The organism is Streptomyces sp. CBMA123, from assembly GCF_014596465.1.
Lineage (GTDB): Bacteria > Actinomycetota > Actinomycetes > Streptomycetales > Streptomycetaceae > Kitasatospora.
In genome coordinates this window covers 1-26,397 of record NZ_MECK01000020.1, presented here as the reverse complement: position 1 = coordinate 26,397, position 26,397 = coordinate 1, and the positions used below count along the sequence as shown (strand labels likewise).

General features: G+C 72.2%; 22 protein-coding genes. 7 read left to right on the top strand and 15 right to left on the bottom strand.

Going from position 1 to position 26,397, the window contains the following annotated elements:
* The 5 genes from ggt to BG452_RS04385 form a co-directional block, all read right to left on the bottom strand.
* Positions 1-1,705: gamma-glutamyltransferase (gene ggt, locus BG452_RS04405; protein WP_188302819.1), on the bottom strand; the 1,705-nt coding region annotated here is incomplete at its 3' end.
* Positions 1,706-1,932: 227 nt separating this feature from the next.
* Positions 1,933-3,039 carry an ROK family glucokinase gene (locus BG452_RS04400; protein WP_411292878.1) on the bottom strand — a complete coding sequence of 369 codons (1,107 nt, stop codon included), beginning with the start codon at positions 3,037-3,039 and terminating at the stop codon, positions 1,933-1,935.
* Positions 3,036-3,851 (bottom strand): ATP-binding cassette domain-containing protein, encoded by an 816-nt coding sequence (locus tag BG452_RS04395; protein ID WP_188302818.1) that lies wholly within the window; start codon positions 3,849-3,851, stop codon positions 3,036-3,038. The genes BG452_RS04400 and BG452_RS04395 overlap by 4 nt, the downstream gene beginning before the upstream one ends.
* On the bottom strand, positions 3,848-4,888 hold the full coding sequence (locus tag BG452_RS04390) for an ABC transporter permease (RefSeq protein WP_188302817.1): 1,041 nt from the start codon (positions 4,886-4,888) through the stop codon (positions 3,848-3,850). Before BG452_RS04390 ends, BG452_RS04395 begins: the two co-directional genes overlap by 4 nt.
* Complete coding sequence (locus tag BG452_RS04385) at positions 4,885-5,904, bottom strand: sugar ABC transporter substrate-binding protein (RefSeq protein ID WP_188302816.1); 1,020 nt, start codon at positions 5,902-5,904, stop codon at positions 4,885-4,887. Before BG452_RS04385 ends, BG452_RS04390 begins: the two co-directional genes overlap by 4 nt.
* Positions 5,905-6,265: 361 nt before the next feature.
* Between BG452_RS04385 and BG452_RS04380 the strand changes: the two genes are divergently transcribed.
* On the top strand, positions 6,266-7,348 hold the full coding sequence (locus tag BG452_RS04380; RefSeq protein WP_317620899.1) for an alpha/beta hydrolase: 1,083 nt from the start codon (positions 6,266-6,268) through the stop codon (positions 7,346-7,348).
* 208 nt (positions 7,349-7,556) lie between these two features.
* Here the strand turns inward: BG452_RS04380 and BG452_RS04375 are convergent, their stop codons facing one another.
* A complete protein-coding gene (locus tag BG452_RS04375; RefSeq protein ID WP_188302814.1) occupies positions 7,557-9,164 on the bottom strand; it encodes a PucR family transcriptional regulator in 1,608 nt (535 codons plus the stop codon).
* Positions 9,165-9,553: 389 nt separating this feature from the next.
* Between BG452_RS04375 and BG452_RS04370 the strand changes: the two genes are divergently transcribed.
* The 6 genes from BG452_RS04370 (at position 9,554) to BG452_RS04345 (ending at position 16,890) form a co-directional block, all read left to right on the top strand.
* A complete protein-coding gene (locus tag BG452_RS04370; RefSeq protein ID WP_188302813.1) occupies positions 9,554-10,441 on the top strand; it encodes an FAD binding domain-containing protein in 888 nt (295 codons plus the stop codon).
* Positions 10,438-10,923 (top strand): (2Fe-2S)-binding protein, encoded by a 486-nt coding sequence (locus tag BG452_RS04365; RefSeq protein WP_188302812.1) that lies wholly within the window; start codon positions 10,438-10,440, stop codon positions 10,921-10,923. The genes BG452_RS04370 and BG452_RS04365 overlap by 4 nt, the downstream gene beginning before the upstream one ends.
* A gap of 73 nt (positions 10,924-10,996) precedes the next feature.
* The gene (pucD, locus tag BG452_RS04360) at positions 10,997-13,363 is read left to right on the top strand and encodes a xanthine dehydrogenase subunit D (protein WP_188302811.1); all 2,367 of its coding nucleotides are present in this window, start codon (positions 10,997-10,999) and stop codon (positions 13,361-13,363) included.
* A 248-nt stretch (positions 13,364-13,611) separates the two neighbouring features.
* Positions 13,612-15,096 (top strand): NCS2 family permease, encoded by a 1,485-nt coding sequence (locus BG452_RS04355; RefSeq protein WP_188302810.1) that lies wholly within the window; start codon positions 13,612-13,614, stop codon positions 15,094-15,096.
* 172 nt (positions 15,097-15,268) lie between these two features.
* Positions 15,269-16,453, top strand: coding sequence for an XdhC family protein (locus tag BG452_RS04350; RefSeq protein WP_188302809.1), 1,185 nt, complete (start codon positions 15,269-15,271; stop codon positions 16,451-16,453).
* A gap of 143 nt (positions 16,454-16,596) precedes the next feature.
* Positions 16,597-16,890, top strand: coding sequence for a hypothetical protein (locus BG452_RS04345; protein WP_188302808.1), 294 nt, complete (start codon positions 16,597-16,599; stop codon positions 16,888-16,890).
* A 22-nt stretch (positions 16,891-16,912) separates the two neighbouring features.
* Here the strand turns inward: BG452_RS04345 and BG452_RS04340 are convergent, their stop codons facing one another.
* From BG452_RS04340 to BG452_RS04300, 9 genes are all read right to left on the bottom strand, one after another.
* Positions 16,913-17,533 carry a LysE family translocator gene (locus BG452_RS04340; RefSeq protein WP_188302807.1) on the bottom strand — a complete coding sequence of 207 codons (621 nt, stop codon included), beginning with the start codon at positions 17,531-17,533 and terminating at the stop codon, positions 16,913-16,915.
* 34 nt (positions 17,534-17,567) lie between these two features.
* Positions 17,568-17,984, bottom strand: a complete 417-nt coding sequence (locus BG452_RS04335; RefSeq protein WP_188302806.1) for a PIN domain nuclease — start codon at positions 17,982-17,984, stop codon at positions 17,568-17,570.
* A complete protein-coding gene (locus BG452_RS04330) occupies positions 17,977-18,174 on the bottom strand; it encodes a type II toxin-antitoxin system VapB family antitoxin (RefSeq protein WP_188302805.1) in 198 nt (65 codons plus the stop codon). The genes BG452_RS04335 and BG452_RS04330 overlap by 8 nt, the downstream gene beginning before the upstream one ends.
* A gap of 96 nt (positions 18,175-18,270) precedes the next feature.
* Positions 18,271-20,013, bottom strand: a complete 1,743-nt coding sequence (locus BG452_RS04325) for an SDR family oxidoreductase (protein ID WP_188302804.1) — start codon at positions 20,011-20,013, stop codon at positions 18,271-18,273.
* A complete protein-coding gene (locus BG452_RS04320) occupies positions 20,010-20,963 on the bottom strand; it encodes a M24 family metallopeptidase (protein ID WP_188302803.1) in 954 nt (317 codons plus the stop codon). The genes BG452_RS04325 and BG452_RS04320 overlap by 4 nt, the downstream gene beginning before the upstream one ends.
* A gap of 246 nt (positions 20,964-21,209) precedes the next feature.
* On the bottom strand, positions 21,210-22,298 hold the full coding sequence (locus BG452_RS04315; protein ID WP_188302802.1) for a PDR/VanB family oxidoreductase: 1,089 nt from the start codon (positions 22,296-22,298) through the stop codon (positions 21,210-21,212).
* Positions 22,299-22,534: 236 nt separating this feature from the next.
* The gene (locus BG452_RS04310) at positions 22,535-23,452 is read right to left on the bottom strand and encodes a metal-dependent hydrolase (RefSeq protein ID WP_188302801.1); all 918 of its coding nucleotides are present in this window, start codon (positions 23,450-23,452) and stop codon (positions 22,535-22,537) included.
* Positions 23,453-23,659: 207 nt separating this feature from the next.
* Positions 23,660-24,439: an IclR family transcriptional regulator gene (locus tag BG452_RS04305; protein ID WP_188302800.1), complete on the bottom strand. Its 780-nt coding sequence runs from the start codon at positions 24,437-24,439 to the stop codon at positions 23,660-23,662.
* A gap of 313 nt (positions 24,440-24,752) precedes the next feature.
* A complete protein-coding gene (locus tag BG452_RS04300) occupies positions 24,753-26,213 on the bottom strand; it encodes a catalase (RefSeq protein ID WP_188302799.1) in 1,461 nt (486 codons plus the stop codon).
* Positions 26,214-26,397: the final 184 nt, after the last annotated feature.

The following is a 26,397-nucleotide window of genomic DNA, read 5'->3' as shown; positions in this document are numbered from 1 at the left end:
GCCGTTCCACGCCGGTCGCGGCGCCGATCTCGCCGCCGTCGGTGAACCGCTGCCCGAGGGCTTCCAGCGCGGCCCGCTCCGGCAGTGCCAGGAAGCCGGGCTCGGCCTGGGTGGCGGCGCTGTTGCGCTGGCTGGCCCGGGGCGCGGCGATGGCCTGCTCCAGGCTCAGCCCCCGGTCGAGGCGCCCGAGCAGCACCTGCAGGGTGGTGGTGATGATGGTCGCGCCGCCGGGGCTGCCGGTGGCCAGCAGCGGCTCGCCGTCGCGCAGCACGATGGTCGGGGACATCGAGGAGCGCGGCCGCTTGCCCGGGCCGGGCAGGTTGGGGTCGGGGACGCCGGCGGCGAGCGGGGTGAAGTCGAAGTCGGTCAGCTCGTTGTTGAGCAGGAAGCCCCGGCCGGGGACGGTGATGCCGCTGCCGCCGGTCTGCTCGATGGTGAGGGTGTACGAGACGATGTTGCCCCAGCGGTCCGCCACCGTCAGATGGGTGGTGTTGGGGCCCTCGTACGGCTCGGGGACGGCCTGGCCGGTGTCGGCGCAGTCGGCCGGGTGGCGCGGGTCGCCGGGAGCGAGCGGGCTGGTGAGCGCGTGGTCGGGGCTGATCAGGCAGGCCCGGGAGGCGGCGTAGCGCTCGGAGAGCAGCTGCTTGGTCGGGACGTCGACGAAGGCCGGGTCGCCGACCCAGCGGTTGCGGTCGGCGAAGGCGATCCGCGAGGCCTCCAGGAAGTGGTGGTAGTACTGGGTGCCGCTGTCGGCGGAGAGGTCGCCGTCCTCGAGGATGTGCAGCGCCTCGCCGACGGTGGTGCCGCCGGAGCTGGAGGGGGCCATCGAGTAGACGTCGTAGTCGCGGTAGGCGACGTGGGTGGGCGCCTGGTCGCGGACCCGGTAGGCGGCCAGGTCGGCGGTGTCGACCTTCCCTGGACGGGCGTTGCGGCCGGCGGCCGGGTCAACTGGCGGGTGCTGCAGGGTGTTGACGATGTCCGCGGCCAACTCGCCCTGGTAGAAGGCCTTCACGCCGTCCTTGGCGAGCAGCTTGTAGGTCGCGGCGAGGTCGGGGTTGCGCAGCACGGAGCCGACCTCGGGGAGCTTTCCGCCGGGCAGGTAGATCTTGGCGGTGGCCGGGAAGTCCTTGAACCGGCTGTAGTTGTCGGAGGTCTGACCGCGGAAGGTGCCGTCGACGACGAAGCCGTTCTCGGCGATCCGCTCGGCGGGTTCGAGGTTCTGCGCGAGCGAACGGGTGCCCCACTGGCGCAGCGCGGAGTCCCAGGTGGCGGGGGTGCCGGGGACGCCGACGGACAGTCCGCTGGTGACCGCGTCGGCGAAGGCGAGCGGCTTGCCGTCCTCCAGGAACAGCCCGCTGTCGGCGGTGTGACCGGCCGTCTCGCGGCCGTCGATGGTGTGCACCCGGCCGGTGGCGTGGTCGTAGTAGACGAAGTACCCGCCGCCGCCGATCCCGGAGGAGTAGGGCTCGGTCACCCCGAGCGCCGCGGCGGCGGCCACGGCCGCGTCCACCGCGTTGCCGCCCTTGCGCAGCACCTCGATCCCGGCGGCGGTGGCGTCGGCGTCCACGGATGCCACCGCGCCGCCCCACCCCACCGCCTCCGGCACCTTCGGCGGCGGCGCCGCGGCGCCGGCGGGTCCGGTGGTGGCCCAGACCAGTGCGGTGGCGAGCAGCAGTGATGGTGCGAGACGGGTCAGAGCCCTCATCCAGGTCCTCCTGATGTGACGTCAACTCATCAGTTGTTCCACAGGAGGGATGATCCGACAACCACACCATGCCACTACCCATGGGTAGTTGACGTGATTGATGCAGGAGGGGAGGGGAGGGGAGGGGAGGAGGGCCGCGAACAGAAAACAGCTGACAACTTTCAGCGAACAGAAAACATCATCTGTTTGCTGAAAGTTGTCAGCTGTCACCCATGCCGACCCGACCGCTACAGCGCGCTGCGCTCCACCCGCCGCCGCTTGATGGTGCGGAACCGCCGCGCCACCTGCCGCGCCAGGTCCGCCGCCCCGACCAGCCCGGCCTCGTTGCCGAGGGCGGCATGGACGATGGTGGCCTCGGGCCGGAAGCCGCGGCCGGTCAGGGTGCGGCGGAAGGTGTCCCGGGCCGGCCCGATCAGCAGGTCGCCGGCCTCCGAGACACCGCCGCCGATGACGAAGCGCCCCGGGTCCAGCGCCGCCGCCAGGTTGGCGATGCCGACGCCGAGCCAGGTGCCGACCTCGTAGAGCAGTTCGGTCGCGGTCGGGTCGCCGTCCTGGGCGGCCTCGGTGACCAGCGGCCCGGTGATGCCCTCGACCGTGCCGCCGGCCCGGGCGAGCAGGGGCTGCACCACCGGGGACTCCTCGGCGACCAGCTCCCGGGCGTCGCGCACCAGCGCGTTGCCGGAGGAGTACTGCTCCCAGCAGCCGCGGTTGCCGCACGGGCAGCGGTGGCCGCCGGGCACCACCTGCATGTGCCCGAACTCGCCCGCCAGGCCGTACTTGCCGCGGTCGACGTAGCCGTCCCGGACGACCGCGCCGCCGATGCCGGTGCCCAGGGTGAGCATCACCATGTGGTCCTCACCGCGCCCGGCACCGAAGCGCCACTCGGCCCAGGCCGCCGCGTTGGCGTCGTTCTCGACGATCACCGGGAAGCGCAGCCGCTCGCTGAGCGCCTGCTGGAGCGGCTCGTTGCGCCAGTTGAGGTGGGGGGCAAAGAGCACCCGGGAGCGCTCGGCGTCGACCCAGCCGGCCGCGCCGATGCCGACCGCGTGGACGTCGTGCCGGTCGGCGAGCTCGAGCACCAGCTCGACGATCACGTCCTCGACGACCCGGGCGCTCCTGCTCTTGTGCGGGGTGTCGGTGCGCAGCTTCTCCAGCACCTTGCCCTCGCCGTCGACGACCCCCGCGACCACCTTGGTGCCGCCGATGTCGACGCCGATGGTGGGCAGCCGCAGTATCCCCGCGGGCAGGGCGCGGCGCCGGCGCTCGGCCCGCGGGCCGAGGCCGAGCAGGGTGGGCAGGACGGCCGGCCGAGTGCTGCCTTGGGGGCTGGTCACGGCTGCGGACGCTCCTCACGGGAGAGGGTGGTGTTCGGACGGGCCAGCTCGTGCGAGAGCTCGGCGAGGTCGGAGCCGCCGGCCATCTCGGTGGTGAGCTGTTCGAGGCTGATCGCGTCACGCGGGTGGCTGCCGGCCATCCGCCCCCGCTTCAGCAGGGTGAAGTGGTCGCCGACCAGGTAGGCGTGGTGCGGGTTGTGGGTGATCAGCACGACCCCGAGCCCGGCGTCGCGGGCCGCCGTGACGTACTTGAGCACCACCCCGGACTGCTTGACGCCGAGCGCCGCGGTCGGCTCGTCCAGGATGAGCACCTTGGCGCCGAAGTGCACGGCCCGGGCGATGGCCACGCACTGGCGCTGCCCGCCGGAGAGGGTGCCGATCGGCCGGTCGACGTCGTACAGGTCGATGCCCATGTTGGCGAGCGCCTCGCGGGTGGTGGCGCGCATGCCGTCGGCGTCCAGCCGCAGGCCGCCCCAGCGGCGCATGCCCTGTTCGGAGCCGAGGAAGAAGTTGCGCCACACCGGCATCAGCGGGACGACGGCGAGGTCCTGGTAGACGGTGGCGATGCCTCGGTCCAGGGCCTGGCGCGGGGAGTCGAGCCGGACCTCTTCGCCGCCCACGGTGTAGGTGCCCTCGTCGTGCTGGTGCAGCCCGGCGATGATCTTGATCAGGGTGGACTTGCCGGCGCCGTTGTCGCCGAGCACGCAGCTGATCTCGCCGGTCCGCAGGGTCAGGGAGACGTCCTGCAGGGCCCGGACCGTCCCGTAGGTCTTGCCGACGCCTTCCAGGGAGAGGAGTTCTGAAGAGGTCATCGCGGCCCCCGTTCCGCCCGGCGCTTGACGTAGGCGTTGAGCAGCGCGGCCAGCAGCAGCATCGCGCCGAGGAAGAACTTGAACCAGTCCGGGTTCCACTGGGCGTAGATGATGCCCTTGCTGGCCATGCCGAAGATCAGCGCGCCGAGCGCGGAGCCGGCCACCGAACCGTAGCCGCCGGTGATCAGGCAGCCGCCGATCACGGCCGCGACGATGTAGATCAGCTCGTTGCCGACGCCCTCGCCGGACTGGACGGTGTCGAAGGAGAACAGCAGGTGCTGCCCGAGCACCCAGGCACCGAAGCCGACGCCCAGGTAGAGCACCGTCTTGGTGCGGGCGACCGGCACGCCGACGGCGCGGGCGGCGGCCGCGTCGCCGCCGACGGCGAAGATCCAGTTGCCGAAGCGGGTGCGCAGCAGCACCCAGCTGCCGATCACCAGCAGGCCGAGCCACCACCAGACGGTGGCCTTGATCGCCAGTCCGCCGATGGTCAGCTCGGAGGCGAACAGCCACCGGCAGGTCTCGTAGCCCTGCATGTCCGCGATGGACTTGGTGGAGACCGTCCCGGAGATCGCCTTGGTGACGCCCAGGTTGGCGCCGGTCAGCATCAGGAAGGTGCCCAGGGTGACGATGAAGCTGGGCAGCCTGGTGCGACCGAGCATCCAGCCGTTGAACCCGCCGATCGCCAGCGTGGTGGCCAGCGAGACCAGGACGCCGACCCAGGTGACCGCGGTGAACTGGTACGAGACCATCGAGGAGGTCAGCGCGGCGGTGGTGACCAGCACGCCGGCCGACAGGTCGAACTCGCCGCCGATCATCAGCAGCGAGACCGGCACGGCCATGATCCCGATGGTGGACGCCGCGTAGAGCACGGTGCCCAGCGAGGAGACCCTCAGGAAGGGTTCGGCGACGGCCGCGAACACCGCGAACACCGCGACGGCGGCGATCAGCGAGCCGAGCTCGGGCCGGGCGAGGATCCGCCGCAGGGTGGTCGGGCGGTCCTGGACGAGCAGGTCGGAGGTGGTGGGGCTGGTCACCTGGTCCCCCTCGCCACGTACTCGGCGAGCGCGTCGGCGTTGTCCTTGGTCAGGATCTGCGGGCCGGTCGCGACGGGCTTGCCGCCGCCGAGCATGTCCAGGTTGGACTTGTACAGCCACAGCAGGTCGACGCCCTCGTAGCCCTGGAGGTAGGGCTGCTGGTCGACGGCGAAGCCGACGCTGCCGGACTTGAGGCCGGCCACCACCTGCGGGCCGAGGTCGAAGGTGTCCAGCTCCACGCCGCGGTGGGCGTCCTGGACGGCCTGCAGTCCGGTGGCGGCCATCGGCCCGGAGAGGGTGAGCACGGTGTCGATGGAGGGGTCGGCCTGGAGCTTGGCGGAGATCGCCGCCCGGGCGTCGGGCATGTCGACGCCGTTGACGTAGAGCGTCTGGAAGCCGCCGCCGGCCTTGGACTGGGCGCCCGAGCAGCGCTCCTCCTGGCCGACGTTGCCCTGCTCGTGGATCACGCACAGCACGTTCTTGCGGCCGCGCGAGGCCAGCTCCGTACCGGCCGCCTGGCCGGCCGAGGACTCGTCCTGGCCGATGTGGGTGAGCGCGCCGAACTTGGCGGAGAACTCCTGACCGGAGTTGATCGTGATCACGGGGATGCCGGCCGCCTTGGCCTTGCCGAGGACGTCGGCCATCGCGTCGCCCTTGGCGAGGGTGACCAGCAGGCCGTCGACCTTCTGGTCGATGGCGGCCTGGACGAGCTGGACCTGGTTCTGGGTCTGCGCGTCGTTGGAGTACAGGAAGGTGATGTTGTCCTTGGCGGCGGCCTGCTCGGCGCCCTTGCGCACGCTGTCCCAGAAAGCGTCGCCGGCTCCGGCGTGGGTCACCATGGCGACCTTCCAGCGCGGGGTGGTGACGGCGCTGCCGCCGGTGGCCGCGGCCTTGGCGCGGGCCTCCTCGGCGCGTCTGCCTCCGGTACTGCTGCAACCGGCCGCGGTGACCGCGAGGGCCAGGACGGCGCACACGGGCCAGAAGCGGCGGGACGGGCGAAAGCGGGTTGTGCTCATCCCCCTAGTCTCTCTGGCCCGGCGGTGCGGGATCGCACCGCCTCGCCCGGTGGTGCGAACGGCCCGGGAGGTAAGGTGCCGCGGGGGACCTTCCTGGAAGTTCGCTGGGCATCTGGTCCGGAGCACCGCCGTCCGGGTGACAGACTAGGCGCCGACCCGAAGCTGGAACACCTCGGAAACGTGATGTTCCTCTCAGGTTCCGCACAGATTCGGACGGCAACCGATCATCGGTTCGCTGCCGTCTGATGCCATTGACGTGCGTTCGGGCGAGTGGGGCCCGAGCGGCGAGCGACCCGGATACGAGAACTTGATGGAACTGACAGGTACGCCATTCCTTATCCTCACCGTCATCCTGGTGCCGGTGTCCATCACGGTGGCGCTGCTGTTCTGGGGGAAGGTGCGCGGCCCCCAGCCGGTGCGTACCCTGTCCCGGATCGTCATGATCATGTTCTGCCAGGTCACCGCCGTGCTGATGGTCTTCGTGATGGTCAACAACGCGAACCTGATCTACGGCAACTGGGACGACCTGCTCGGCACCGGTGACCACGTCCGCGCGGTGCCCTCGGTGGCTCCGGAGAACCCGGCGGGCAACGGCAAGGACGGCCAGTCCGACGCCGCCAAGCAGCCGCCGAAGGCGCTGCAGAAGTTCGGCGGCGTGAACGACCCGGCGGTGCCCGGCGACGTCCAGAAGACCGAGCTCAAGGGCCAGGTGTCCGGCGTCGACGGCGAGGTGCTGGTCTGGCTGCCGCCGCAGTACAACGACCCGGCGTTCAAGGACAAGAAGTTCCCCGTGGTCGAGCTGATCCCCGGCTACCCGGGCTCCTCCTCCACCTGGTACGGCACCCTCAAGGTCTCCGAGCAGCTCAAGCCGCTGATGCAGCAGGGCAAGGTCGCGCCGTTCATCCTGGTCTCGCCGCGCACCCTGCTGCTGGGCAACCACCAGGACGCGGGCTGCACCGACATCTCCGGCAAGATCAACGCGGATGCCTGGATCACCCGCGACGTCCCGCAGATGGTGCTGGACAACTTCCGCGCCGATCCGTCCTCGGACCGCTGGGCGATCGCCGGCTACTCGGCCGGCGCCCACTGCGCGGCCAAGCTGTCGCTGGCCCACCCCAACCGCTACCGCGCCGCCATCGCCATGTCCGGCTACAACGACCCGGCGACCGAGGGCGACTCGCTGGTCGGCAAGGACCCGAAGCTGCGCGAGGCGAACAACCCGGTCAACATCCTCAAGTCCGCCCAGCAGCCGCCGAAGGTCGCCCTGCTGGTCAGCGGCGCCAAGGGGGACGGCTACGAGGACGGCCAGGCGATCGCCGCCGCGGCCAAGGAGCCGACCAAGGTCCAGGTCGAGGAGAGCACCGGCCCGCACACCACCGACATGTGGAAGCGGATGGTGCCCAGCGCCTTCGAGTGGCTGACCGGGATCATCCCGGTGCAGTGACCGGCCGTCACGGCCGAGGGCCCGCCGCGAGTCTTCGCGGCGGGCCCTCGGCCGTTCCCGACCGTTCCCGACCGTTCCCGACCGTTCCCGGCCGGCTCCGGCGTCGGTGTCAGGAAGGGCCGATTCCTGGGAGACCGCTGGAAGGCGACCGGAACCGAGCGGACCTGAACGGGCCTGAGCAGACCCGAGCGGAACTGCCAGGAAACGATCAGGCCAGTTCCAGCGCCAGATAGAAGTCCACCCGGTCCTCCAGCCGGGAGAGGTCCCGCCCGGTCAGCTCCTCGATCCGGCCGATCCGGTACCGCAGGGTGTTGACGTGGACGTGCAGCTGCCCGGCGCAGCGGGTCCAGGAGCCGTCCGAGCGCAGGAAGGCCTCCAGGGTGCGGACCAGGTCCGCCTGGTGCTCGATGTCGTACGCGATCACCTTGTCCAGCAGCCGGCTGCGGAAGGCCCGGCGGACCTCGTCCGGGACGGCGGCCAGCAGCAGCACGTGCGAGGCCAGCTCCTCGGGGCCGGCCACGCAGACCCGGCCGACGCGGGCGGCGGCGATCCGGCGGGCGTGCCGGGCCTCCTCCAGGGCGCCGCGCAGGCCGCCGGCCTCCGAGGCGGGGGCGGAGACGCCGAGGGTGATCCGGCCCTCCGAGCCGAGCCCGGCCTCCAGGGGGGCGAGCAGCTCGCGCAGGGTGTCGGCGGGCACCGGGCTGTCCAGCGCGGGCAGCACCACCACGGCGCCGTGGCCCGCCCCGGCGACCAGGGCGCGGTCGGTGGTGCCGCCGAGCGCCTCCTCCAGGACGGAGCGCACCATGCCGTCCGGCAGGCCGGTGCCCTCGGCGCTGAGCACCAGCCAGGAGGCTTCCTGCGCCGGGGACTTGGGCTCGGGGTTCTCGTAGCGGGCGGCCATCGCCGAGGAGGCGTACAGGGTGCGGCTGATCTCGGCCGGGTCGGCGTCGCGGCGCAGCAGGGCGAGCAGTTCGTCGGCCAGTCGGCGGCGCAGCCGGCGGCCCTCGTCCCGGCGCTGGCGCTCGGCGGCGACCAGCCGGGCCAGGTTCTCGGCGAGCTGCTGGCGCTTGGTGGTCCACTCGGTGACGTCGCCGGCCACCGCGAGCACCCAGTCGGCCAGCGCAGAGCCGACCTGCGGGGCCTCGTCCTCGGCGGAGGCCGCGGCGGGCAGCAGCGAGTAGGCGCCGCCGGCCAGTCGGGCCCGGTGCGGGGGGCGGCGGCGCTGGCGCTGGGCGGCGAGGTGGGCGCGGACCAGCTGGTCGCGGTCCTCGGCGGTGAGCCGGTCGGCCGGGCCGGCGATCACCCCGCCGGTCGGGGTGAGCACCCAGCAGTCCAGGTCGAGGTCGCCGCCGAGCAGGTCCAGCACGGCGTCCAGCCCGCCGCCGCCGGCCGCCGAGACCAGCAGCCGGTGCCGGTCGACCAGGGCGGCGAGGTCGGCGGCGCGGTCGGCGGAGACCTGCCGGCCGATGAACTCGGTGACGGTGCCGAAGGCGATGTCGTCGGGGACGGCCAGCAGCGGCATCCGGTGCCGGCGGCAGGCCTCGACCAGGTCCTCGGGCACCGGGCCGACCTCGGCCTCGCCGGCCGCCAGGGCGACGGCGCCGCCGGCCGCGATGGTCCGCACGAAGCGCTCGGAGTCGGCCGGAGCGCTCCGCCAGAGCATCCCGGTGAGCACCAGCTCGCCGCCGTGCAGGTAGCGGCCGGGGTCGTGCAGGTCCGTGGTCATCACACCGCTGACCTGCCGGTCCAGCTCCTCCTCGGCCGCGAGCAGGCGCAGTCGGGGGGCGCCGGGGGCGAGCAGGTCACGGACACGCATCCGCGGACTCCTAACGGGGGGCTGGAACAGGGGGTTCGAACGGGGGGCTGGAGCGGGGCCGGGGGGCGGATCGAGGGGGTGGGGGTGGCCGGGCGCGCCGCCCGGGGGTGACAGTGTGCCCGAACATCCGTGCTCGGTGTTACGTACCAACGGGCGGTCGGATCACGGGCCCGTGGACCGTGCGTCACGGCCGGATTACGGTCGTAGGTAGCACCCGGCGGAGACCTGGACTGCGGGATTCTCCTGCTTAGAGGAACGTACAGGATGCCGGGCGGGCGCACAGCCGGGGCTTCATGCCATCGGTGACTGCCAGTGGCCCCGGTCACAGGAGTTCACTGGGCGACACGCCGCCGGACACCCGGTCGGCGAAGACTTGAGGAGAAACCCGCATGGAGTTCCTTCGGCCCGCCACCTGGGACGAGGCTCTCGCGGCGAAGGCTGAGTACCCGACCGCGCTGCCCATCGCGGGCGGCACGGACGTCATGGTCGAGCTGAACTTCGACGTGCACCGGCCATCCGCGATTCTCGACCTGAACCGCGTCACCGAGCTCACCGAATGGACGAACGACGGCAGCGTCGTCCGGCTCGGCGCCTCCGTCCCGTACGCCCGGATCATCGCGGAGCTGTCCGGGCCGCTGCCCGGGCTCGCGCTGGCGGCCCACACCGTCGGCTCACCGCAGATCCGCAACCGCGGCGGCGTCGGCGGCAACCTGGGCGGCGCCTCCCCGGCCGGTGACGCGCACCCCGCGCTGCTGGCGGCCGGGCGGGACGTGTTCGTCGAGGCGGCCTCGGTGCGCGGCACCCGGCTGATCCCGATCGACGAGTTCTACGTCGGCGTGAAGCGCAACAGCCTGGAGGCGGACGAGCTGATCCGCGCGGTACACATCCCGGTCGCGGACGGCCCGCAGCAGTTCTCGAAGATCGGCACCCGCAACGCGATGGTGATCGCGGTGTGCGCGTTCGGCTTCGCGCTGCATCCCAGGAACGGAACCGTCGGCACCGGGATCGGTTCGGCTGCCCCCACGCCGCGCCGCGCCGTCGAGGCCGAGGAGTACCTCCAGGGGGTGCTCGCCGAGCGCGGGCTCTGGGAGTCCGGCGACCTGCTGGGCACCGAGGTGATCCAGCGCTTCGGCGAGCTGGTGAAGGCCGCGGCCTCCCCCATCGACGACGTCCGGGGCACCGCGGACTACCGGCGCCACTCGCTCGCCGTGATGGCCCGCCGCACCCTCACCTGGTGTTGGAACGACTACAGCAAGCAGATCAGGAGCGCGGCATGAGGGTCACGTTCACCGCCAACGGCAAGCCCGTCGAGGCCGACGACGTGTGGGAGGGCGAGAGCCTGCTCTACGTGCTGCGCGAGCGCGTCGGCCTGCCCGGTTCGAAGAACGCCTGCGAGCAGGGCGAGTGCGGCTCGTGCACCGTCTACCTGGACGGCGTGCCGGTCTGCTCCTGCCTGGTCGCGGCCGGACAGGTGCAGGACCGCGAGGTACGCACGGTCGAGGGCCTGGCCGAGGAGGACGGCGAACTGGGCCTGGTCCAGCAGGCGTTCATCGACGCCGGGGCCGTCCAGTGCGGCTTCTGCACCCCGGGGCTGCTGGTGCAGACCGACGCCCTGCTGGAGCAGGACTCCCAGCCGAGCGACAACGACATCCGCGAGGCGCTGTCGGGCAACCTGTGCCGCTGCACCGGCTACGAGAAGATCATGGACGCGGTGCGGCTCGCCTCCGCCCGCAAGTGCGCCGGGGAGGGTTCGAAGTGAGCGAGCGAAGCGAACGGAGCATCAAGGGGTGCGCGTCGGGCGAAGCGCCCGCCGAACGCAGCGAGGTGGCCGCATGAGCACCAGGACCATCCAGGGCCAGAAGAACCTGCAGAACATCAACCAGGCCTCCAAGGACGGCATCGGCGGCTCGCCGCTGCGCCCGGACGGAAACCTGAAGGTCAGGGGCGAGTTCGCCTACTCCTCCGACATGTGGCACGAGGACATGCTCTGGGGCATGGCGCTGCGCTCGCCGCACCCCCGGGCCGACATCCTGAGCGTGGACATCTCCGAGGCGCTCAAGGTGCCCGGCGTCTACGCGGTACTGACCCACGAGGACATCCCCGGCGCCAAGTACTACGGCCTGGAGATCCAGGACCAGCCCGCCCTGGCGATCGACAAGATCCGCTACCACGGCGAGGCGATCGCCCTGGTCGCCGCCGACCACCCGGAGACGGCCCGCCGCGCGGTGAAGAAGATCAAGGTCGAGTACGAGGTGCTCACCCCGATCGTCACCGAGGAGCAGTGCCTCGACCCGGAGACCCACGGCTACGTGCACGAGCCGCACGAGTACAAGTCCCACGCGTACGGCAACATCTGCCACGAGCAGAAGCTGGTCTCCGGCCTCGGCGTGAACGACGAGGTGCGGGCGCTGGCGGACGTCATCGTCAGCGGCGACTACGAGGTCGGCATGCAGGACCAGGCCTTCCTCGGCCCCGAGTCCGGCCTGGCCGTGCCCGCCGAGGACGGCGGCATCGACCTCTACATCGCCACCCAGTGGCTGCACGTGGACCGCGAGCAGATGGCCCCGGTGCTGGACCTGCCCGAGGAGAAGGTCCGGCTCACCCTGGCCGGCGTCGGCGGCGCCTTCGGCGGCCGCGAGGACATCTCGATGCAGATCCACGCCTGTCTGCTGGCCCAGCGCACCGGCAAGCCGGTCAAGATCGTGTACTCCCGGGACGAGTCCTTCTACGGCCACGTCCACCGCCACCCGGCGCGGATGCACTACGAGCACGGCGCCACCCGGGACGGCAAGCTGGTCTTCGCCGACTGCCGGATCGTGCTGGACGGCGGCGCCTACGCCTCCGCCTCCCCCGCCGTGGTCGGCAACGCGGCCTCGCTCGGGCACGGCCCGTACGTGATCCCGAACGTGAAGATGCACGCCATCGCGCTCTACAGCAACAACCCGTCCTGCGGGGCGATGCGCGGCTTCGGCGCCGTCCAGGCGGCGTTCGGCTACGAGACCCAGATGGACAAGCTGGCCGCCGCCCTCGGCATGGACCCGGTGGAGCTGCGGCAGCTGAACGCGATGTCGGAGGGCGACTTCATGCCCACCGGCCAGCAGATCGACTCCCCCGCGCCGGTGGCCGAACTGCTCCAGCGGGCCAAGGACATGCCGCTGCCCCCGCCGCTGGACACCGAGCACCTGGACGTGCGCGCGCTGCCCGGCGCGCTCTCCAACACCTCGCACGGCGAGGGCATCGTGCGCGGGGTCGGCTACTCGGTCGGCATCAAGAACGTCGGCTTCTCCGAGGGCTTCGACGACTACTCCACCGCCCGGGTGCGGCTGGAGGTGATCGGCGGCGAGCCCGTCGCCATGGTGCACACCGCGATGGCCGAGGTCGGCCAGGGCGGCGTCACCGTGCACGCCCAGATCGCCCGCACCGAGCTGGGTGTCGAGCAGGTCACCATCCACCCCGCCAACACCGAGGTGGGATCGGCCGGTTCGACCTCCGCCTCGCGCCAGACGTACATGACCGGCGGCGCGGTGAAGCTGGCCGCCGAGGCCGTCGCGCGGGAGCTGATCGAGAAGGGCAGGCGCCGCTACGGCTGGACCCACAAGGACATCACGCTGGCCGGCGGCAAGGTCGTCTCGGAGAGCGCCGGTGTGCTCGTCCCCATGGTGGACCTGCTCGGTGACGAGGCGATCGACCTCACCCGCGAGCACCACCACCGGCCCACCCAGGCCTTCGACAAGGAGACCGGCCAGGGCTTCGGCCACGTCCAGTACACCTTCTGCGCCAACCGCGCGGTGGTGGACGTGGACGTCGAGCTGGGCCTGGTCAAGGTGGTCGAGCTCACCGCCGTCCAGGACGTCGGCAAGGCGCTCAACCCGCTCTCCGTGGTCGGCCAGATCCAGGGCGGCTGCACCCAGGCGCTCGGGCTCGCGGTGATGGAGGAGATCATCGTCCGGGACGGCAAGGTGCGCAACGCCTCCTTCACCGACTACCTGATCCCCACCATCCTGGACACCCCGCCGATCCCGGTGGACGTCCTCGAACTGCCCGACCCGCACGCCCCGTACGGGCTGCGCGGCGTCGGCGAGGCGCCGACCGTGTCGGCGACCCCCTCGATCGTGGCCGCGATCCGCAACGCCACCGGTCTGGCGCTCAACCGGATCCCGGTCCGGCCGGAGCACCTGACCACCGAACAGCCCGGCTGATCCCGGGAGTCCACACCTCTCCGGGGCGGCGCCGAGTCTTCCCCGCCGCCCCGGAGACACCCGCTGCCCGCGCCCACGCCGGGGTTGCGCAGTGGTGCGCACCACCCACACCTGCACCACCCGCACCACGGGCGCTCCCCCTAACGAGCGCCCCCAGTGAGTCGATTCAGTCCCCCTGCGCCAACGTCGTTGACTGGCAGTCAGGTCGGCTCGCCCACCCCAACCCCCTTTGACACTTGGGAGTGGACATGACCAGGATCCCCACGGAGCCCGGCACCACCGAAGCAGACAGACCCACCGAGGACGAGACCCACCCCTCGCCCCCGGCGCCAGGGCCGAAGGGCGCGCTCGACGCGTACTTCAAGATCTCGGCCCGCGGCTCGACCCTCGCCAACGAACTGCGCGGTGGCCTCACCACCTTCATGGCGATGGCGTACATCATCCTGCTCAACCCGCTGATCCTCAGCGGCGCGGACGTCACCGGCGTCAAGCTCGACCACGCCGCGCTGACCACCGCCACCGCCCTCGCGGCAGCCGTCACCACCATCCTGATGGGCGTGGTCGGCAACGTGCCGCTGGCCCTGGCCGCCGGGCTCTCGGTCTCCGGCGCGGTCTCCGCGCTCGTCGTACCGCACACCACCTGGCCGCAGGCCATGGGACTGTGCGTGATCTACGGCCTGCTGATCGTGCTGCTAGTGGTCTCCGGACTGCGCGAGAAGATCATGAACGGCATCCCCCTGCCGCTCAAGCACGCGATCACCATCGGCATCGGCCTGTTCGTCACGATCATCGGCCTCTACAAGGCCGGCTTCATGCACACCGGCGGCCCCACCCCGCTGTCCCTCGGCCCCTTCGGCGAACTCTCCGGCTGGCCGGTCCTGATCTTCTGCCTCACCCTGCTCACGATCTTCGTGCTGATGGCGCGCGGCGTGCGCGGCGCGATCCTGATCGGCATCGCCGGCGGCACCGTGGTCGCCATCGTCGTCAACAAGCTGGCCCACGTACCGGCCAAGGCCTGGGCGAACTCCGTCCCGGTCTGGCCCGGCAGCCCCGTCGCCGCCCCCGACTTCAGCCTCTTCGGCCACGTCGACCTGTTCGGCGCCTTCGGCGGCAAGGGCCTGGGCGCGATCAGCGCCTCCGTCGCGGTGTTCACCCTGGTGCTGGCCGGCTTCTTCGACGCGATGGCCACCATCATCGGCGTCGGCACCGAGGCCGGGCTCGCCGACAAGCAGGGCCGGATGCCAGGCCTGTCCAAGGCCCTGTTCATCGACGGCGCCGGCGGCGCGGTCGGCGGCCTGGCGGGCGCCTCCGGGCAGACCGTGTTCGTCGAGTCCGCGACCGGCGTCGGCGACGGCGCCCGCACCGGCCTCGCCTCCGCGGTCACCGGCGGGCTCTTCGCGCTGATGCTGTTCTTCTCTCCACTGGCCGGCATCGTGCCGGTCGAGGTCGCCTCCGCCGCCCTGGTGGTGATCGGCTCGATGATGATGAGCCAGGCCCGGCACATCGACTGGTCCGACCGCGAGGTCGCCATCCCGGCCTTCCTGACCTGCGTGCTGATGCCGTTCACCTACAGCATCACCGCGGGCGTCGCCGCCGGCATCATCTCCTACTCGGTGATCAAGGCCGGCCAGGGCAAGTGGCGCGAGCCCGGGGTGCTGATGTGGATCCTCACCGCCGTGTTCGTCGTGTACTTCGCGCTCAGCCCGATCAAGTCCTGGCTCGGCGTGCACTGAGCGGTCGGGGTGCACTGGGCGCTCGCGGGCACCGAGCACTCACGGGCACCCAGTACTCGCGGGCACCGGGCGTCATGACCCCGGGCCTTTGATCACAACCGCCGCCGTACGGGATCGTTTCCCGTACGGCGGCGTCTCCCGCTACTGTCGAAACGTGTAAGGAGCCTCCGACATGCAGGACATCGCCGAGCAGTTGCGGGCCTGGCACGCGTCCGGGCGCTCCTTCGCCGTGGCCACCGTCGTCGGCGTCTCCGGCAGCGCCCCGCGCGACCCCGGCGCGGCCCTGGCCGTCGACGCGGCCGGGGAGGCCGTCGGCAGCGTCTCCGGCGGGTGCGTCGAAGGCGCCGTGTACGAGCTCTGCCGGGCCGCCCTGGAATCCGGCGAACCGGTGCTGGAACGCTTCGGCTACAGCGACGAGGACGCCTTCGCCGTCGGGCTGACCTGCGGCGGGATCCTCGACGTGTTCGTCCAGCCGGTCGTGCCCGGGGCCGACCCCGGGATGGACGCCGGCCTCGCCCGCATCGCCGACGGGACGCCCGTCGCCCTCGCCCGGGTGATCGAGGGCCCCGCCGGACTGCTCGGGGCCACCCTCGCCGTCACCGCCACCGAGCAGCACGGGGCGCTCTCGGTCGGGCCGTCCACCGTCGGCGCGCTCGAACGCGCCCTCGGCGCGGAGGCCCGGGCCATGCTCGACGCCGGCCGCACCGGGCGGATCGTACTCGGCCTGGACGGACGGCCCTGCGACGAACAGGAACAGGGCACCGTCACCTGCTTCGTCGAGTCCTACGTGCCCGCGCCCCGGATGCTGGTCTTCGGCGCGATCGACTTCGCCGCCGCCGTGGTGCGGATCGGCAAGTTCCTCGGCTACCACGTCACCGTCTGCGACGCCCGGCCCGTCTTCGCCACCACCCGGCGCTTCCCCGATGCCGACGAGGTCGTGGTCGACTGGCCGCACCGCTACCTGGACTCCCAGCTCGGCCGGATCGACGGCCGCACCGTGCTGTGCGTGCTCACCCACGACGCCAAGTTCGACGTCCCACTGCTCGAACGCGCCCTGCGGCTGCCGGTCGGCTACGTCGGCGCGATGGGCTCCCGGCGCACCCACCGCGACCGGCAGGCCAAACTGCGCGAGGCCGGGCTCACCGACACCGAACTCGCCCGGCTGCGCTCCCCCATCGGCCTCGACCTCGGCTCCCGCACCCCCGAGGAGACGGCCGTCTCCGTCGCCGCCGAGATCATCGCCCACCGGCGCGGCGGTAGTTGCCTGCCGCTGAGCGCCGGGGACGGGCCGATCCACCACGACACCGCGACGCCCCCGCAGGCACCGGAGGCGGCACCGCGGACCCACGCCGCCTGACCCACGCCGGCTGACCCACCCCGCCCGGTCCCGGGGCGGATCAGCCGGGGCGGAGCCCGCCCGGTGTCACGTTGCGTGGCCACCGGGGCGGCGGGAGGCTGGAGGTGCGGACTCGCCCCGAGCCCGGGGAAGGAGCAGGGATCATGCGTGCCCTGCTGGAGGTCGAACTCGACACCGCGGCCTCGAACAAACTGATCACCGACGGCACCATCGGCCCGGGGATCCAGCAGACGCTGGCCCAACTCAAGCCGGAGGCAGCCTACTTCCTCAGCCGCCACGGGCGGCGCGCGATGGTGCTCGTCGTCGACATCGCGGACGAGGCCTCGATCCCGTCCATCGTGGAACCCTTCTGGCTGCAGCTGGACGCCGACGTCGACCTGTACCCCTGCATGAACGCCGACGAGCTCCTGGAGGGCCTCAAGCGGATCGGCCAGTAGCCGCCCGGTCCGCGTTCACGCCTCAGTCGGCCAGCGCCAGCTTCAGGCCGAAGCCCACCACCACCGCACCGGTCACCCGGTCCATCAGGCGCCGGGCGGCCGGCCGGCGCAGCCACTCGCGCAGCACCCGGGCGAACCCCACCAGGACGGTCGACCACAGCACCCCCTCCACCACGTGCACACAGGTGAGCGCCACCCCGGCGGCGAAGTGCGGGGCCCCGGCCGGGATGAACTGCGGCAGCATGGCCACGTAGAACACCCCGACCTTGGGGTTCAGCAGGTTGGTGAGGGTGCCGCGCCGCCAGCCGTGCCCGAAGCCGCCCTCGGCCGGCTCCCCCTCGGCCGCCGCCGCTCCTCCTCGGTTGCGCAGCATCCCGACGCCCATCCACACCAGGTAGGCGGCGCCGGCCCAGCGCAGGACCTCGTACGCCACCTGCGAGGCGGTCAGCAGCGCCGTCACCCCCGCCGAGGTCAGCGTCCCCCAGATCAGCGTGCCGGTCTGGATCCCCAGCACCACCCCCCAGGCCTGCCGCCGCCGCCCCATCGCGGAGGTCCGCAGGATCAACGCGGTGTCGAGCCCGGGCGTGAGCGTGAGCAGCCCGACGACAAGGGCGAAGGACCACAGCGCGGTTGTCATCTCCATGGGCCGTGATGCTCTCACAGACCCGCCGGAGCGATCAGTCGGCCGTCCCCTGCGGGACGACCCACTCGGTCGGCTGTCCGGTGACGGCGGCGATCATGTCGTAGTCGCCGTTGTAATGAAGGACCGTGGCGCCATGGCGTTCGGCGGTGGCGGCGATCACGAGGTCCGCCACGGACAGCGCGCGCCAGTTGCCGGCGACTGTCAGGAGGGCTTGCACTTCGACGGCGCGGTCCCAGACTTCGTCGGGGGTGGACAACCAGCCGAAGCCGCGCAGGCCGTCTCGGATTCGGTCGGCGTCCGCCTTGGACCGGGCGCTGTACATGATCTCCAGCTCGACCGCACCGCAGATAGCGAGGCGCCCTTGACTGAACAATCTGTCGATGACATCCGCGATCACGGGCTTGGGGTACCGAGCGAAAGCGGACTTGTCGATGAGGAAGCGCTCAGTCACCCTTTTCCACCGGCCCGGTCAGGTCAGGTAGCCCGCCATCCGCAAGCCACGCAAGAAGCTCCTTGCCCTTACGACGCTTCACCGCGTCCTCAAGGGCGGCATTGACGGTGGCAACCTTGGTCGAGGTGCCGAAGATCTCGGCAGCTTCGGCCAACAGTTCGTCGTTGACGTCTATCACGGTGCGGGTCATGGCGACCTCCCGAAAGATGCACAGGCCTGCGATATCAAAATCGATGGTAGTTGATATCGCAGGCCCGTTGGAGCCGATCAGGTGACATCCACCCGATCAAGTGACGTTGAGGCGGGCGGCGAGGCGTAGCAGGCCGGGGCTGAGACGGGAGAGGAAGCGGGCGGCCTTGGCCTCGGGGGTGACCGGGACGACGGGCCTGCCGGTGCGGACGGCCGTGACGATGGCGGTGGCGACCTTCTCCGGCGGGAAGCCGCGGCGGGCGTAGAGCCGGGCGGCGCGGGCCTGCTTGGCGGACTGCTCGTCGGCGGTGGTCGCGGAGAAGGTGGAGGTGCGGGTGATGTTGGTGTTGACGATGCCCGGGCAGATCGTGGAGACGCCGATGCCGTGGCCGACGAACTCGGCGCGCAGGCAGTCGGAGAGCATGAAGACGGCGGCCTTGCTGGTCGCGTAGGCCGTGAGCGCCTTGGCGGGCAGGTAGGCGGCGGCCGAGGAGACGTTGACGATGTGGCCGCCCTGGCCGCGGTCGGCCATCAGGGTGCCGAAGGCGCGGCAACCGTGGATCACGCCCCAGAGGTTGACGTCCAGGACCCGCTGCCACTCCTTCTCAGTGGTCTGCAGGAACGTCCCGGAGTGGCCGATGCCGGCGTTGTTGACCATCACGTCGGGCACGCCGTGTTCGGCGGCGACGCTCTGCGCGAAGGCGTCCATCCCGGCGCCGTCGGAGACGTCCACCTGGTAGGCGTGCGCCCGCGGGCCGATCAGCGAGGCGAGTTCGGCGGTGCGCTCGGCGGCCGCGAGGTCGAGGTCGCAGACCACCACCCGGGCGCCGTCCTCGGCGAAGGCCAGCGCGGTGGCCCGGCCGATGCCGCTGCCGCCGCCGGTGACGACCACCAACCGGCCGTCGCCTTCGGCGGGTTGGGCCTGCCGGCCCGCATCGACGCGGGCGGTGAACTCGCGGACCATGGCGGCCACGGTGGCTCCCTTCTCCAGCAGCGCCGACCAGTGGCCGGCGTGCAGCGTGCGGCGGGTCAACCGGGGCACCCAGCGCTCCAGGCCCTCGGAGAGGTAGGTGCCGACGTAGCGGTCCCGGGTCAGGGTGATCAGCTGGACCGGGACCTCGGTCGGCCGCTCGCGCGGACTGCCCAGGGTGGGGCGGAAGTTGGCGCGGTACAGCTCGATGCCGCGGACCGCGTCCCGGCGCAGGGTGGGCTGGGGGTGGCCGGCCCGCGGGGTGACGTGCTCCAGGTCGCGCAGCACCCGCGGCCAGGCCCGGGCCAGGCCCAGGCGCCACACCGCCGGGGCAAGGAAGGGCAGGTGGAAGGCGGTGATGTACCAGGAGTGGGCGCCCTGGTGGAGCAGCTGCTTGAGGTGGCGCGGGGTGGGACGGCGCATCCGGTGGCGCAGCCAGTGGCCCATGTGGTCCAGGCTGGGGCCGGACAGCGTGGTGTAGGAGGCGATCCGCTGCTCGGCGCCGGGGACGGTGACGGCCTCCCACGACTGGATCGAGCCCCAGTCGTGGGCCAGCAGGTGCACCGGGCGGTCCGGGCTGACGGCGTCGGCCACCGCGAACAGGTCGTCGGCGAGGCGCTCCAGGCGGTAGTCCTCGCGGCGGGCCGGGGCGGCGGACTCGCCGGCGCCGCGCACGTCGTAGCGGACCACGTGGTGGTCGCGGGCGAGGTCGGCGGCGATGTCGTCCCAGACGGTGTGGGTGTCCGGGTAGCCGTGCACCAGGAGGACGGTGGGGGCCTGCGGGTCGCCCTGCTCGAAGACGGCGAGCGGCAGGCCGCCGGAGTGGACGGTCCGGCGGCGGACGGCCGTGGACGGGCGAGGGGTCGTCATCGGGTGGCCTCCAGAGCGGTCGGATCGGCGTCGGTCGGGTCGCCGTCGGTCGGGTCGGCGTCGGCCGGGTCGGCGTCGGCCGGGTCGGCGTCGGTCCGCTCGATGGTGGCCGAATCGTCGGCGGTGGTCCAGCGGCGGACGTGCGGGAGGTCGTCGTCGAGCCAGTAGGCGTCGTCCTCGGTGACCACCAGCAGTTCCTCGAACTTGATGCCGACACCGCGGAATCCGATGTGTGGTTCGACCGCCCACAGCCCCGGGGTGGGCGCGTGCCGGGACGACCGCCCGTCCGCCCACAGCGGCGAACGCCCGTGCAGGCGCTCGGAGATGAGCTCGCGGCCGAGGGTCTGCAGGGTGCGCACACCGAAGCCGAGGACGTTCACCCCGGCCGGACCGCGCACGGTGGTGCGGGTGACCTGGTGGCCGATCACCCGGCCCGGGTAGACCTGGTGCCGGTTGTCGTAGCCGTGCGCGGCGATCTGCGCGTCCACCGCCGCGTACACCTCGTTCAGTGGCTTGCGGGCGCGCACCTCGGCGAGGATCAGCTCACGGTAGACCTTCAGGTCGGCGGCCAGGCGGTCCCAGACCCGGTTCTCGCCGATCTTGCCGCCGTAGCCGATGTCGGCGGTGTAGCCGTCCACGATCGGCGCGCAGTCGAGCACGTAGGGCATGCCCTCCTCCAGCCGACGGCTGCCGGCGAAGAACTGCAGCGGGGTGTGGAAGTGCCGGAATGCGGTGCGGTCGCCGAACCAGGCGAAGGGGACGTGGAAGAAGTCCTGCACCCCGGCGGCCACCAGACGGCGGCGCAGCTCGGCGGTGGCCTGCCGCTCGGTGACGCCCGGTTCGATCCAGGCGGCGACCTGTTCGGCGCAGTGGTAGGCGAGTTGCTGGGTCTCGCGGAAGCGGGCGAGGTCGCGCTCGGTGTAGGCGAACGTCGGGGTCGCATTCCCCATCGGAGGGGCTCCTTCCAGGGCGTGTCTTGTGGGTTCTGTCGGAGAGGCCGCGGCGTGGGGGTGCGTGCATCGCACGGCGGAGGTGCGGGCACCTCCCGGCCCGAGGCCGGGGGCGGAGTCCAAGCGGTGGGGGCACCTCCCGGCCGCCAGGCCGGGGGCCATCGGCGACCGACGACAACCCGGCGAGGCGCGTGCCCCCGCGCCGCGGCCCCGGCAAGGAGCCGGCAACGACCTGCAGGACGGGCCCTAGACGTCGAGCACGAGGGTCTCCCCCTCGGCGGCGCGGGAGACGCAGGGCAGCAGGGCGCCGGCGGCGCGCTGCTCGGGAGTGAGGCGGCGGTCCCGGTGCTCGGGGGTGCCGGCCAGGAGGCGGACCTCGCAGGTGCCGCAGAAGCCCTGGTGGCAGGAGTACGGGAGGTCCGGGCGGGCCTCGCGCAGCACGTCCAGGGCGGAGCGGTCGGCGGGGACGTCCAGGGTCGGGCCGCCGGTGCCGAGTCGGACGGCGAAGGGTGCGCCGCCGGTGATCGGGGCGGCGCCGAAGCGCTCGAAGTGCAGTGCGCAGGCCGGGGATCCGTCCAGTGCCCGCTGCACGGCGGCGAGCATCGGGGCCGGGCCGCAGCAGTAGACGGCGGCGCCGCGCGGGGCGTGGGCGAGCAGTTCGGCGCCGGTGGGGACGCCGCCGTGCTCGTCGTCGGTGCGCAGCACGACCCGGTGCGGGTCGAGGGCGCGCAGCTCGTCCGTGTACGGGAGGGTGTCGGCGCTGCGACCGACGTGCACCAGGCGCCAGTCGAGGCCGTGCCGCTGCGCCTCGCGGGCCATCGGGAGCAGCGGGGTGATGCCGATGCCGCCGGCGAGGAGGAGGACGGCGGGCTCGGCGCAGAAGGCGAAGCCGTTGCGCGGGCGGCGGGCGGTGAGGCGGGCGCCCGGGTGCAGGGTGTCGTGGACCTCGACCGATCCGCCGCCGCCCTCGGGCAGTCGCCGGACGGCGATCCGGTAGCGGTGACGGTCGGCAGGATCACCACTGAGCGAGTAGTGGCGTTCGCGGCCGGAGGGCAGGGCGAGCCGCAGGTGGGCGCCGGGCTGCCAGGGCGGCAGCGGGCTGCCGGAGGGGTCGGCGAGGCTCAACTCGATCACGACGGCGGCGAGTTGGCGGCGGTCGGTGACGACCAGCTGCAACGGCGGGGTGGGGCGGCTGAGCGCGCGGCGGGGGTTGCGGCGCAGCAGGGGGCTGCCGAGGGCCGGGGAGTAGCGGTCGCCGAAGGCGGTGAGCCGGCGGATGAAGGCGTCGACGCGGGGGCGGCCGTAGAGGTCGGGGGGCGGGGTGAGCAGGTCCATCCGGGCGGGTCCTTGGCGGTGGAAGGGGGCGGCGGGTGGCGGGCGGTGGTCGGCGGCTGATGACTGACGGGACGGGACGGGACGGACGGAACGGGGGTGACGGGTGACGGGAGTTCAAGGTTCAGAGTTCAGCGAACAGATGACGTCGTCTGTTATCTGTTATCTGTTCGCTGAACTCTGTCAGCTGTCAGCTGTCCGCTGTCAGCCGCCGGCCGTCCGCCGTCAGCTCGCGACCGTCACCCGCGCCCGGCGGCGGCGCGGGCGGCCGGCGAGGTGGCGAGGTAGCCCAGCGCCTGGCTGGAGGAGCCCTCCTGGGTCGGGTGGTAGCCCGGTCGCAGGTAGCGCAGCCCGGAGCGGACGGAGCGGATCGGGTCCGGCAGCAGTCCGCGCTTGGCGATCCGGCCCGCCTCCCGCCAGGTGGGCTTGAGCCGCCCCTCCAGGGTCGGGTCGGCGGCGAGCAGGAAGCGGGCGCCGCGCACCCAGAGGTGCACCAGCAGCGGCCCGGACACCGCCATCCCGCGGACCCGGCGCAGGTAGCCCGGGTCCAGGTGGACCATCAGGTCGAAGGCGACGCTGCGGTGCTCGACCTCCTCGGCGCCGTGCCAGCGCAGCAGGTCCAGCATCGTCGGGTCGGCCTCGGCCCGGTCCAGGCCCGGGGAGTTGAGCGCCCAGTTGCCGAGGAAGGCGGTGAAGTGTTCGATCGCCGCGACGAAGGCGACCCGTTCGATGACGTTCTCCCGCTGCCGGGCCGGCGTCAGGCCCGGTTTGTCGCCGAGGATGCGCTGGAAGAGCCAGGAGATCTGCCGGACGTACGGGCGCGGGTCGAGCCCCTGGCCGAGCAGGTGGTCGAGCACCTCCTGGTGGGCCTCGGCATGGATGGCCTCCTGCCCGATGAAGCCGAGCACCTCCTCGCGCAGCTGCTCGTCCCGGATGAGCGGCAGTGCCTCCTTGAACACCTTGACGAACCAGCGCTCACCCTCGGGCAGCAGCAGGTGCAGCACGTTGATCACGTGGGTGGCCATCGGCTCGTCCGGGATCCAGTGCAGCGGCAGCCGGGCCCAGTCGAAGCGGACGTCCCGGGGCTCCAGGACGAGGCTCTCGTGCACCCGCGCGGCGGGCGCGGCGACGGCGGGGACGGGGGTGGAGCGGGGCATGGCAGGCCCTCCTGACCTGGGGGCGGCGGCTCGACTCTGCGAAACGTACTCGCCGGTAGCGGTACCGACAAGGGGTTCGGCGCCCCTTATCGACATCGAGTCTAATAAGTGATGTGCACCGCGGAACACCCCCGGAAACACTCCCGCGGAAAACGCGCGGGCCCCGCCGGACAGTACGTCCGACGGGGCCCGAGGGGCGGGCGGTGCTCAGACCGCCATCGCCAGCATCAGCGGCGCCGCCCGGGCCGCCAGCAGTTCGGCGGCGGCCTTCAGCTTGTGGATGTTGTCCACCGGCATCGAGGTGGCCAGGCAGCCGACCGTGCTGCCCGCCGTGATCGGGACGGCCGCGCAGACCGTGCCGAGCGCGTACTCCTGGATGTCCAGCACCGGCACCGTGGCCGGCTGGCGCTCCAGCCGGTGCATCAGCTGATCGGCGTCGGTGACCGTACGGGAGGTGAGCCGGGCGACCGGGTGCCGGGAGAGGTGGTCGCGCCGGCCGTCCGCGTCCAGCTGGCTGAGCAGGCACTTGCCGATCGCGCTGGCGTGCGCGGTGGCGCGGAAGTCCACCCACTCCTGCACGGCGGGCGCGTAGTCGGCGGCCGAGACCGCCTCGACCGACAACTCCCCGTCGTGGTAACGGGTGAAGTACACCGCCGCGCCCAACTCGTCCCGGAGTTCGGCGAGTTTGCGGTTCAGCCGGGCCTTGACGAGCTGTTCCCGGTTGTACTGCCCGAGCAGGGCGAAGGTGCCGCCGAGCACCCAACCGCCGTCCTGGCACTGGAGGTAGCCCTCGATCTCGAGGATCTCCGCGAGCCGACGGACGGTCGGCAGGCCCAGCGAGGTCTCCCGCGCGAGGCCGACCAGGGTGGCGCCGTCGGGGTGCCGGTCGACGGCCTCCAGCAGTCTGAGGGCGTGCTGCAGGGAGGTGAACGGGCCCGTCGGGCCCTGGTCCAGCGCGGCGTGACGACCCGGGGCTGGTGTCGACATGTCGTCCCCTTCCGATGTCCCCCCACGGAGCGACCGCGGGCGGTGTCCAGCCTATCCACCCCGGGGCTCGGTCGGCTGCTGTCCGTGAATATCCGTGAACATTCCGTGGAGCAACGGCAGGTCGGCTGGCGGGGTCGGCGCGGAGTCGGCCCCGCAACGCGCCTCTCCTGCACGCGCCTCCCCGCAACGGCGGACGGGCTCCTCCCCCACTGCCCAGGGGGAGGAGCCCGTCGTGGAACCGCCGGGGTGCGGGCCCCGGCGGCCCTGAGGGTGCGGAGAGTACGAGGGGGTGCGGGCGGAGGTCCGCGGGGCGTCAGCCCTCGTCGCCCGCACGGAGCTTGGTGACGGCGGCCTCCAGCCGGGCGCCGTACTCCTCGTCGGCGGCGTGGAAGTGGGCGAGGTTCTTCTCGACCACGTCGTCCCGGGTGACCTGCGACAGGAAGCCCGCGATGTTGTGGATCAGACGGGCGCGCTCGCCCTCCGACATCAGCCGGTAGAGCTCGCCGGCCTGGAAGAAGTCGTCGTCCTTGGTGTGGGCCGGCGTGGTGTAGGTGCCGGTGTAGCCGTCGAGCCTGACCGGCGCGGCGAGCGCGTTGTCGCTCTGGACCGGGCCGTCGTACGAGTTGGGCTCGTAGTTCTTGCCGCGGCCGGCGCTGTTGACGGCCATCAGCCCGTCCCGGCCGTAGTTGCCGGCCTCGGTGGCGCGCGGGGCGTTCACCGGCAGCAGGGTGTGGTTGACGCCGAGGCGGTAGCGCTGGGCGTCGGCGTAGGCGAACAGCCGGCCCTGGAGCATCTTGTCCGGGGAGGGACCGATGCCGGGCACGAAGTTGTTCGGCGAGAACGCGGACTGCTCGACCTCGGCGAAGACGTTCTCCGGGTTCCGGTTGAGCACCAGGCGGCCGACCTTGACCAGCGGGTAGTCGGCGTGCGGCCACACCTTGGTGAGGTCGAAGGGGTTGAAGCGGTAGTCCGCGGCCTCGGCGACCGGCATCAGCTGGACGTAGAGGGTCCAGGACGGGAACACCCCGCGCTCGATGGCCTGGTGGAGGTCGCGCTGGTGGGAGTCGGCGTCGGCGCCGACCACCTCGGCGGCCTGGCCGCCGTCCAGGCTGCGGATGCCCTGGTTGGTCTTGAAGTGGTACTTCACCCAGTAGGCCTCGCCCTCGGCGTTGACCCACTGGTAGGTGTGCGAGCCGTAGCCGTTCATGTGGCGGTAGGAGGCGGGGATGCCGCGGTCGCCGAACAGCCAGGTGATCTGGTGGGTCGAGGCCGGCGAGTGGGCCCAGAAGTCCCAGACGTTGTCCGCTTCCTGCACGCCGGTGTACGGGTCGCGCTTCTGCGAGTGGATGAAGTCGGGGAACTTGATCGGGTCCTTGATGAAGAACACCGGGGTGTTGTTGCCGACAAGGTCGTAGTTGCCCTCCTCGGTGTAGAACTTCAGCGCGAAGCCGCGCGGGTCGCGCACCGCGTCGTTGGCACCCAGGTTGCCGGCCACGGTGGAGAACCGAAGGAAGACCTCGGTGCGCTTGCCGACCTCGGACAGGAACGCCGCCCGGGTGTACTTCGACACCTCGTCGGTGACCTCGAAGTAGCCGTACGCGCCGGAGCCGCGGGCGTGCACGACGCGCTCCGGGATGCGCTCGCGGTTGAACCGGGCCAGCTTCTCCAGCAGCTGCTGGTCCTGGATCAGCAGCGGGCCGTACTCGCCGGCCGAGGCCGAGTTCTGGTTGTCGGCGACCGGGGCGCCGGACTCCGTGGTCAGGATCTTGGACATGGAGGGTCCTTCAGGTGTCGATAAGGCGGTGCGTGAGGGCAGCGCGTGGAGGCGGTGCGTGAGGAGGCGGGAGAGCGGGCGCGGGCCGGGGTCAGACGCCCAGCAGGCGCCACAGCGCCGAGCGGCGGCGGGCGGAGTGCTCGCCGTCCGGGCCGTCGGCCGGCTGGAGGGCGGCGACCGCGGC